A 10,938-nucleotide genomic window follows, 5' to 3' on the forward strand; every position below is an offset into this window, starting at 1 on the left:
TCCTGCTTCCCCCTGCCTGAAGGGGGAAGCGCCTTCCTGCCTGCCGCTGCAACGGAGACCGGATGAACCAGCCTGTGCCGAGCGACGACATCCTTGCCCGCGTCATCGACTGCATAGCCGAAGTCCTCGGCACACCACCGCAGAAGGTCACGCTGACGACTCCGCTCGCGGCCCTGGGACTCGAATCGTTCACCGCGGTGCGGCTGAGGCGACGGATCCGCGAACGCACCGGTCAGGACCTGCCGTTGACCGCCTTCCTCGGTGACGCCGCAACGGCCCGCGCGGTGGCGGACCGCCTTCTCGCCGTACAGGTGCCGGACGGCGCACCGCGCTCCGGGCCTCTCGACCGCGAGGCACAGGCGGGAACGGCACCCCGTGATGTCCGGCGCGGTGAGGAGACGTCAGCGGAGGGCTTCCCCCTGACGCCCATTCAAGCCTCGTACCTCGCTGGACGAGCCGAGGGCATGCCACTGGGCGGAGTGGCCACCTACTACTACTACGAGTACGACCGCACGCCCGACGACGCGGACCCGCTCGTGGACGTGGGCCGACTGGAAACCGCATGGAACCGGCTGATCGAACACCATCCGATGCTGCGCATGACGGTGGACGACCGAGGCCGCCAGCACATCGCCGAAGCCCCCGGCCCCTACCGGGTCGGCGTCACCGACCTGCGTCACGAACCCGCCGAGCGGGTCCAGGAAATGTTGTCGGTCCTGCGTCAGGAGCGTTCCCACCAGAACCACCCCACCGGTTCCTGGCCGCTGTTCGACATCCACGCCACGCTGCTGCCCGACGGGCGGACCCGGCTGCACGTCGGGGTGGACGTACTCCTGACCGATCTGGCCGGCTGGATGCTGCTGATGCGTCAGTGGGGCCGTCTCGTCGAGGACCCCGCCGACCGGCTTCCCGAACCGCCGGCGCAGTTCGCCGACCTCCAGCGCGCCCGCTCCGGAGACCCCGAGTGGGCGGACCGGCGCGCACGCGACCGTGCCTACTGGGCCGAACGCGCCTCCGAGCTGCCGCCGTCGCCGCGCCTGCCCCTGCTGCGCGACCCCGCCGACACCACCCCGCCCCGCTTCGTCCGCTCCGCTGCCGAACTCGACGCCGGCACCTGGGCCGAGCTGCGCGCCCGATGTGCCGAGCACGCGGTCACACCCACCGCCGCCCTGCTCGCGGCCTTCGCCGTCGTACTCGGCCGGTGGGGCGCCGGGGAGCGGATATGCCTGAACACCACCCTGTTCGACCGTCCGGAATCCGGCCGTGGGGCCGAAGGCGTGGTGGGCGACTTCACCACCACCGCCCTGGTCGGCACGCCTCGCTTCAGCCCCGCCGACTGGAAGGGCTTCGCCGACTACGCCACCGCCGTCAACCACCGCTTCTGGGAGGACCTGGACCACCGGTCCGTCTCCGGTGTCGAAGTGCTCCGGGACCTGCGGGCGCGCACCTCGCAGACGGTGGGAGCCCCCAGTCACCCGGTGGTCTTCACCAGCGGGGTGGGTCTCGCGGGTGACGGGGAACCGCCGGCCGCCTGGCTCGGCCGGGAGGTGTACGGCATCTCCCAGACCCCCCAGGTCCTGCTCGACCACATCGTGTGGGACGAGGGCGGGCGCCTCCGCCTGGCCTGGGATGCCGTCGAGGGAGCTTTCCCCGATGGCTGGATCCCGGCCCTGCTCGGCGCCTACGTACGTCTGCTGAAAACCCTGACGCGGCCCGACGCCTGGCGTGACCCGGCGCTGGGCTGGGATCCCTCCTTCCACCCCGAAGAGCCCCTCGACGCCGTGCCCTTCCCGACTGCGGGCCCGCTGCTGCACGATCCGGCCGTCGACGCGGCACGCCGGCAGCCGAAGCGGCCTGCCCTGCGCACCTCCGCCGCCACTGTCACCCACGGGCGCCTCGCGGACAACGCCGCCGCCACCGCGGCGCTGCTGGCCTCTCACGGAGTGGGACCCGGCGACATGGTCGCCGTCGCCTGCGAGAAGGGGCCCGCGCAGATCACCGCCGTACTCGGCGTCAACCTGAGTGGAGCGGGCTACCTGCCGGTCGAACCCTCCTGGCCGGCCGCGCGGATCGCCGCTGTCTGTGAGCGGGCGGGCGTCCGGCATGCACTGACCGGCCGCGGAGTGAAGGCCGACTGGCCCGACGGCGTCACCGCGCACCGCCTGACCGCCGCAGGTCGGCCCGCCCGCAGCGTCGCAGACCCCGCCGAACCCGTGCCATCGCCCGCAGCCCCACGCGCCGACGACCTCGCCTACACCATCTTCACCTCGGGCTCCACCGGCAGCCCCAAGGGCGTGGAGATCCAGCACCGGGCCGCTCGCACCACCATCGACGACATCGTCGACCGGTTCGCCATCGGCCCCGAGGACCGGGTGCTGGCCCTGTCGGCACTCAGCTTCGACCTGTCCGTGTTCGACATCTACGGCGTCCTCGGCGCCGGTGGCTCATTGGTACTGCCCGACCCCGCGCGGCAGCGCGACCCGCAGCACTGGCTCGAGCTGGCGGGCCGTCATGGCGTCACCGTGTGGAACACCGCCCCCGCCCTGCTTGAAATGCTCGTCGAGTACGCGGAGATGGAACCGGAGGAGGCCGCCACGGCGCTGCGCACCCTGCGTCTGGTGATGCTCTCCGGCGACTGGATCCCCTTGTCCCTGCCCGACCGGCTGCGCCGACTCGCCCCGCAGGCGAGGGTGATGAGCCTGGGCGGGGCCACCGAGGCGTCCATCTGGTCCATCACCTACCCGATCGAGCGCACCGATCCGCGCTGGCGCAGCATCCCCTACGGCAGGGCTCTGCGCGGTCAGAGCTTCTTCGTCCTCGACGAGGACGGCGCGCCCTGCCCGGTCGGTGAGGCGGGGGAGTTGTTCATCGGCGGCGACGGACTGGCCCGCGGCTACACCGGCGATCCGGTCCAGACCGCCGAGAGGTTCGCCGTCCATCCCATACTGGGCCGTCGGCTGTATCGGACCGGGGACCTCGGCCGGTGGTCCGCCGACAGCACCATCGAGTTCCTCGGACGCGTCGACCGGCAGGTGAAGATCCGGGGGCACCGCATCGAACTGGGCGAGGTGGAGGCGGTGCTTGCCCGCCATCCGGCGGTCCGCCAGTGCGTGGTGTCGGCGGTGCGGGGCCCGGACGGGCGTCCCCGGCTGGTCGCGCACCTGTCCCCCCGGGGAGCGAGCGAGCCGCCGACGACTCAGGAGCTGGCGGACGCCCTGCGTGAACGGCTTCCCGACTACATGGTGCCCAGCCGGTTCGTGATCCTTGACCAACTGCCGGTGACGGCCAACGGCAAGATCGACCACGCGGCGCTGACCGCCGCACCGGCCGACGCCCAGCACACGACTGCCGATGTGTCCGGCACGGTCGCCGCCGAGCAGAACGAGCCCTCCGCGCCCTCCGGTACGGTCCCGGCCGGGCCCGCCGCCCCCACCGCCACGGGCGAGGAATGGGTCGCTGCCGCGCTCGCCGAGGCGGCCGCCCTGGGGCTGGAGGCCGCCCTCGTGATCCGTCCCGGACGGCTCCGGCCGGACCAGGCACTGGAGGCGTCCGCCCACTGGCTGAGGCAGGTGGCACGAACCACCGACGGCACGGCCGCCGAACCGCGCCTGGCCGTCGGCGGACTCGCGGAGGTGGTCTGCCACCTCCGCGGGAGCGCCGTCACGACGCCCTCCTCGGCCACCGGTCCTGCAACGACGTCCGGTGCCCCCGCCTCCGACCGGCACGTCACCGAACCTCGTACGTCCCCCCACGGCCGCGGCCAGGGCACGGTGGACCCGGCCGTGCTGGAGGCGCTCACCGCCGTCCTGGCCGACTTCACCGACCTGCCGGTGACACCTGACAGCACCTTCAACGCCCTCGGTGCGACCTCCCTGACCCTGGTCCTCACCCACCGCAGGCTCCGCGAGAGCATCGCCCCCCGCCTCGCGCTCGCCGACATGTTCGAGCACCCCACGGTCGCCGCCCTGGCCGCCCGCATCACCGCGCAACGTGCCCGGGACACCTCCCCACCTCCCGGCGCCGGCGGCACCGGCTCCGTTCCCTTGCCCACGACCCCGCAGCCCGAACGGCCCGCGCGCAGGACCTCCCGCGTCGCCGCACGCGCCCTGGCCGAGGAGAGCACGCGATGACCGAACCAACCTTCCCCCGCGCACACATGACGGACGCCCCCCAGCCGGATCAACCGGCCGTGGAGGACGACCTGATCGCGGTCACCGCCCTGGACTGCCGGTTCCCCGGCGCCCCCGACACGGCGGCGTACTGGAACCTGCTGGTCGAGGGCCGCAGCGGACTGACCCGGCACAGCGAGCGGGAGTTGGCCGGACGCGGTGTCCCCGCGCGCCTGCTGGCCAACCCGGCCCACATCCCCGTCAGCGGGGTCATCGACGAACAGGACCATTTCGACCCCGAGCCGTTCGGCCTGACCGATGCCGAAGCGGCGGTGATGGACCCCCAGCAGAGGCTCTTCCTGGAAGCCTGCCTGCGTGCCCTGGAGAGCGCCGGGCACGGCGGCGGCGCCGGCGCGGGAGCTGTGGGCGTCTTCGCCGGCGCCGCCCACAGCGACTACCTCGCCCGTAACCTCGCGGACCGCTACGCCGCCTCCGCAACCGACCCCGTCGGCAGTCTCCAGGCGGCCCTCGCGGGGGTGGCCGACTATCTCCCCCTGCACGTCGCGCACCGCCTCGCGCTCACCGGACCCGCCGTCGCGGTCGGCACCGCCTGCTCGACGTCCCTGGTCGCCGTGCACCTGGCGGCGCAGTCGCTGCTGGCGGGGGAGTGCGACACCGCCCTCGCCGGGGGTGCCTCCCTGATCGTTCCGCAGGGCAGGGGCTACCTCCATGTCCCCGACGGGATCTTCTCCGCCGACGGCCGTGTCCGCGCCTTCTCGGCGGAGGGCACCGGCATCGTGCACACCCAGGGCGTCGGCGTGGCCGTACTGCGACGGCTGCGCGACGCCCTTGCCGACGGCGACCCCGTCCTGGCCGTCCTGCACGGCTCCGCCGTGAACAACGACGGCGGCGACCGCACCGGCTTCACGGCTCCCTCGCCGCGCGGACAGGCCCGTGTCGTCTCCGAGGCGCTTGCCGTGGCCGGTCTCACGCCGAGGGACATCAGCTACGTCGAGGCCCACGGCACCGCCACCCGCCTCGGCGACGTCGTCGAGGTCGCCGGGCTGCGCCGCGTCTTCGGCGACACGGGCCCGGCCTGGTGCGCCCTCGGCTCGGTCAAGAGCAACATCGGACACGCCAACTCCGCAGCCGGCATCGCCGGATTCGCCAAGACCGTACTCGCCCTGCACCACGGTCTGCTGCCGTCCACGCTGGACGCCCTGCCCCTCAACCCCGACCTTCACCTGGACGACTCGCCCTTCACCGTCGTCCACGAGGCCACCGACTGGACCGGCCCCCGGTACGCGGGAGTCAGCTCCTTCGGCATCGGTGGCACCAACTGCCACGTCGTCCTGGGCAGTGCCCCCGTCCGGCCGGAACCCCCCGTCGACCCGCGCCCGCACCTCGCCCTGCTCAGCGCGCACCGCGACGACGCCCTCGCCCGCCTGGCCGAGGCCACCGCGACCGCCCTGCGCACCACGGCGGTCAAGACCGCCGACGCCGCCCACACCCTGCACACCGGCCGCGCCACACTGCCGTACCGCGCCGCCGCGGTGATCACCGGGGCGACGGAGGCCGACACCCGTGCGCTGCGCACCGCCTCCCGACGGCGTCCTGGCCCCACTGCGCCCCGGATCGTGCTGGCCTTCCCCGGCGGCGGAGCGCAGTACGCGGGCATGGGCCGCGAACTCTGCGCCGAGGAAGAGGAGTTCGCCCGCACCGTGCGCGAGTGCGCCGATCTGTTCGACGACGGCACCGGTACCGACCTCACCACGCTGATCACGGCCGAGCCGTCCGACGACCGGGCGCGCCGGCTGCTGCGCGACCCCGCCCACGGCCTCCCGGCCCTGTTCACCGTCTCCCTCGCCGCCGCGCGCACCCTGCGCTCCTGGGGCGTCGAACCGGACGCGGTGGTGGGCCACAGCCTCGGCGAGTACGTCGCCGCCGTCCTGGCCGGAGCCCTGTCCCTGCCCGACGCCGCCGCCCTGGTGGCGGTCCGCTCACGCGGCATGTCCAGGGCGGCCGGGGGCGGGGCGATGCTGACGGTCCCGCTGGCCGAGCGGCAGACCCTGTCGCTGCTCGCCGACCATCCGGAACTGGACCTGGCCGCGGTCAACGGCCCGCAGTCCTGCGTGGTGTCAGGACCCTCGCGGGCCGTCACCGAACTGGAGCGGACCCTGACCGCGCGCGGCGAGCGCACCGTACGGCTCTCCCTCGACGCGGCCGCCCACTCCCGCCTGGTCGACCCGATCCTGCCCGAACTGCGCGCGGCCGCCGACACCGTCCAGCCACGCGTCCCCGGCATCCCGCTCGCCACGACCCTCACCGGAAAGCTGCTGCACACCGCTCCCGACGCCGACCACTGGGTGGCGCACCTGCGCTCCACGGTGCGCTTCTCCGACGCCCTGGCCGCCGCCCTGGGCGAAGGGCCGTCCGTCCTTGTTCAGGCGGGACCGGGCAGCGCACTGCTCCAACTGGCCCGGCAGCAGCCAGACCGGCGGCCACTGGCCACCTTGGCCACCTTCCCCGACCGCGACGAGCCTCGCGGAGGGCGTGCCGCGCTGCTCGCGGCCGCCGGAGAGCTGTGGACACTGGGAGTTCCCTTGGACGCCGCGGCCCTGCACCGCCCGGGACGCCGCAGGGTCGTCATGCCGGGCCTGCCCCTGGCACGCCGCAGGCTGTGGATCGATCCGCCCGCCACAAGCTCCGCGGCCGACCGGTCGGCCGCGGCAGTACCGGAGCACGGCCACCACACCGCGCAGGCAGCTCCCGATGAGGCGGAACCCTTCCAACTGCCCGTATGGCGGCGCACGCCCCCGGCCGACACGGACCGGTCGGCGCTGCGGGGCCGCTGGCTCGTCGACGGCCCGTCGGACTCACCGCTGCCCGAGCGGGTGCGCGCGGCGCTCGCCGCCGCGGGCGCCCACGCCGTCACCCTCGACGAGGCGGCCCGAGACCCGGACACGTTCTGTGAGGGCGTCGTCGTGATCGGCCCGCACAGCGACACCGGCGAGGACCCGGCCGACGACGCAGCGGACCCGGCCGGAACCGTCGCCGCATCGGTACTGCGTTATGCGGGGGTGGCGCGGACCACCGCATCCTGGGCGCACCGCACCTGTCTGCTCCACATCAGCCACAACGCCCAGCAGGTGGAGAGCTCCGACCGCCCCGCGGCCCACGCCGCCGCCACCCTTGCCGTCCCCCGTGTCCTCGCCCAGGAGTTCCCGGGCCTGCGCTGGCGCGCCCTGGACCTGCCGGCCGGACCGCCGCACGCCATCGATCCGGAGGCCGTGCTCGCGGAGGCCGCGGACCTGGTGTCCGGTGGCCCGAGCGGCATCGAGTGCGCCGTCCGCGGCGGACACCGCTGGACGCGCGGCATCACGCCCTGGCGGCCGTCGATGCCTGCACCGGACCCGGAAGGGCCCGCCGGCGCTGACGGTGCCACCGGCACGGCCGTGGTACTCGGCGGCCTCGGAGACGTGGGCCTGGCCCTGGCCGGGCATCTGGCCCGCTCCGGACGACGGGTCGTGGTGACCGGCCGCACCGGGCTCGGCCCGAACCCGGTACCCGGCAGCAGCGAAGCCGAAAGGGCGGAGACGGTACGCCTCCTGCGGGACTCCGGCGCCGACATCGAGGTCCGTGCCGCGGACGCCGCGGACACCGCCGCCACCACGGAACTGCTGCGAGAACTAACCAACCGTGATGGACCGTTGGACCTGGTCGTGCACGCCGCCGGCGTGGTCGCCTCCGCCGCCGTCGCACCGCTGCGGGCCACCGAGGAGCACACCGTGCGCGCGCACGCGCACGCCAAGGTCACCGCGGCCCTCGCGCTGCGCACCGCCGTGCACAGCCTCCCTCCCGACCGCCGCCCGGCCACCGTGCTGCTGATGTCCTCGGCCACGGCGTTCGTCGGCGGCCTCGGCCTCGCCCCGTACGCCGCCGTCAACCGCTATCTGGACGCGCTGGCCGAACACGAGCACACCCAGGGCCTGGGATCCCCCAGTTGGCTCAGTGTGGCCTGGGACGGCTGGCGTGTGGGCCCCGGCCGGAGCGAGCGCACGGTGGCCTCCAGGCACTCGATCGGCCTGGCCGACGGCATGCGCACCGTGGACCGACTGCTGGCGCTGGCGGCCCGGGGCCGTGCCCCGGCCTCCGTCGCGGTATCGCCGGCCGATCTCGCGCCCCGTACTGCGGGCACGCCCACCGCCGTACCCGCTTCGGGCGCGTCCACGGCACAGCCGCAGACCGGTGCCGAGTTCGCCCCGGGTGCCGAGACACAACTGGCCGAGGTCTGGTCGGACCTGCTGGGCTTCCCCGTCACCGACCGCGACGCCGACTTCTTCGCACTCGGCGGGCACTCCCTGCTGGCCACCCGGATGCTCGCCCGCCTGCGCGACGACCACGGAGCCGACCTCCGGCTGCAGGACCTGCTCGCCCGGCCGACCATCGCCGCCCTGGCCCCGCTGCTGTCCGGCGGGGAGCCGCGGCACACGCCCGTAGAGGCGGGGAACACGGCGCTCCTGCCCCAGGCACCCGGCGACGGCCCGCGGGAGTTCCCCCTCACCCGCGTGCAGCACGCCTACTGGGTCGGCGGATCCGGCGGCTACCGCCTCGGCGACGTCCCGTGCTCCTTCCACCTGGAGTACGACTGTCCAGGCCTGGACACCGACCGCTACGAAGCGGCGTGGAACGCGGTCATCGCCCGCCATCCCATGCTGCGCGCGGTCATCTCACCGGAAGGCCGCAACCGGGTCCTCGAGAGGGTGCCCCGCTACCGAATCCGTGTGCAGGACCTGACGAAGGACGACGACGCCGAACGCGCCCGGAAGCTGGAGCGCGTCCGCGAACGCATGGTGCGCCGCGAACCCCGCCCGGGCCGTTGGCCCTTGGTCGACATCCGGGCAGCCCGGTTGCCCGGCGACGTCGTCCGGCTGTTCGTCAACGTGGACGTGCTGGTGTGCGACACCGCCAGCTACCTGATGTGGGACCGCGAACTGCGTATCCTCTACCGCGATCCCGGTGCTCACCTGCCCGCACTGGACACCACCTTCGCGGACTGCGTGGCCGCGCTCGAGCGCCGTGCCGACGGCCCCGAATACGCGCGGGCCGCCGCCTACTGGCGCGCCAGACTGGATGACGTGCCCGGCGCGCCTGCGCTTCCCGTACAGACACAGAATCTCGGTGACCGGCCCCGCTTCGCCCGGCGCACCGCCCGTCTGGAGCCGGACCGCTGGGACGCCCTCAAGGCCGAGGCAGCCCGGCGTGGGCTGACCCCCACCGCCGTCCTGCTGGCGGCCTATGGGGAGGCCCTCGCCCAGTGGTCGGAGCAGGACCGGTTCGCCCTCACCCTCACCCTCTTCGACCGGCCCACGCACCTTCCCGGAGCGGACGCAGTGGTCGGCGACTTCACCTCGCTGATGCTGCACGAGGTGGACCGCTCGGACACCCGCTGCTTCGCAGATGCAGCTGTGCGGGCCCAGCGCACCCTCTTCGAGGACCTGGACCACCGGGAGTTCTCCGCACTCGACCTGCTGGCAGAGAAGTCCTCGCGCACCGGCCACACCGAGTCCGTTCCCGTGGTCTTCACCAGCGCCCTGGGCCTGTCCGGTCCGCTCGGCGGCGGACACGACCTGGACTGGGCGGGCACACCCGTGTACGGCGTGAGCAGCACCCCGCAGACCTGGCTGGACCACCAGGTGATCGAGCAGCACGGGGCGCTCCTGCTGCAGTGGGACGTACTGGAAAGCGCCCTGCCCGCCAAGGAAGCGGACGCGGCGTTCGCCGCCTACACCGCGCGCGTGCGTCGACTGGCCGACGCACCGCAAGCGTGGGACCTCGAGGAGCCCCGTTCCGCGTCCGCGGCCCCGGTCCGAGAGCCGGATCGGGCGGTACCTGCCGACGCAACCCGGACACGGAAACCGTCCGGGTACGGTGCGAGTCCCGACACCGACGCGGCCATGCTGCTGCACGACGGCAATGGCGACCGCCCACTGTTCCTGATGCATCCCTCCGGCGGGGACGTGCTGTGCTACGGCGAACTCTCCCGTCTCCTCACCGACGGCCGGCCCGTGGTCGCCCTCACCGATCCCGCACTGACCGGCGGCACCGGGCCGGGGACCATCGCCGAGATGACGGACCGCTACCTCGACGCGCTGCGCCCCCACCAGCCGCAGGGCCCCTACCTGCTGGGCGGCTGGTCGATGGGCGGCACGGTCGCCCACCAGATGGCCGTCGAACTCGAACGGCGCGGCGAGAGAACCGACCTCCTCGTCCTGATCGATTCCAACACCCCCGACCGCATACGGGCGTTGGGCGGCACCGACCGCGCCCAGGACACCGCCTTCGCGGCCATCCGCTACCAGCGCTCGCTGGAGGCGTTCCTCGACCTCGATCTCGGCCTGGGCGCGGACGCGGAGGTGATCCGCAAGGCCCTGAGTCCGGCGGCTGTACGCCAGGCCGTCACCGAACGGCTGCGGCTGGCCGGCCTGCTCGGCCCGCGGGACACCGCCGACACCCGGCTGGAGGTCTTCGAACGCCACCTGCGGGCGCTGGCGGACCACCGGGCCGGACACCTCACCGATCCGGCCACCCGCCTGCTGCTCATCGCCGCGTCCCGCCCCTCGCCGCACAACGCCGGCGTCGGCATGGGCGTCGACGACGCCGGGGACCTGCCCGCCCTGGGATGGCTGCCGCACGTCAACGGCCCGGTCGATGCCCACACCGTCCAGGGCCACCACTACTCACTGCTGCATGACCCGGCGGTACGCCGGACCGCCGCCCTGATCGACCGGGCCCTGGCCGCCGTACGCGCCGACCGGTAGGCCCCCAG

At 73.9% G+C, this 10,938-nt stretch carries 2 protein-coding genes; both read left to right on the plus strand.

What is annotated here, in order from left to right:
• The first annotated feature begins 62 nt into the window (after positions 1–62).
• Positions 63–4,130, plus strand: coding sequence for an amino acid adenylation domain-containing protein (locus ABZ818_RS30540; protein WP_361421627.1), 4,068 nt, complete (start codon positions 63–65; stop codon positions 4,128–4,130).
• A complete protein-coding gene (locus ABZ818_RS30545) occupies positions 4,127–10,930 on the plus strand; it encodes an SDR family NAD(P)-dependent oxidoreductase (protein WP_361421630.1) in 6,804 nt (2,267 codons plus the stop codon). The genes ABZ818_RS30540 and ABZ818_RS30545 overlap by 4 nt, the downstream gene beginning before the upstream one ends.
• Positions 10,931–10,938: the final 8 nt, after the last annotated feature.

This window comes from Streptomyces sp. NPDC047453 (assembly GCF_040643155.1).
GTDB lineage: Bacteria > Actinomycetota > Actinomycetes > Streptomycetales > Streptomycetaceae > Streptomyces.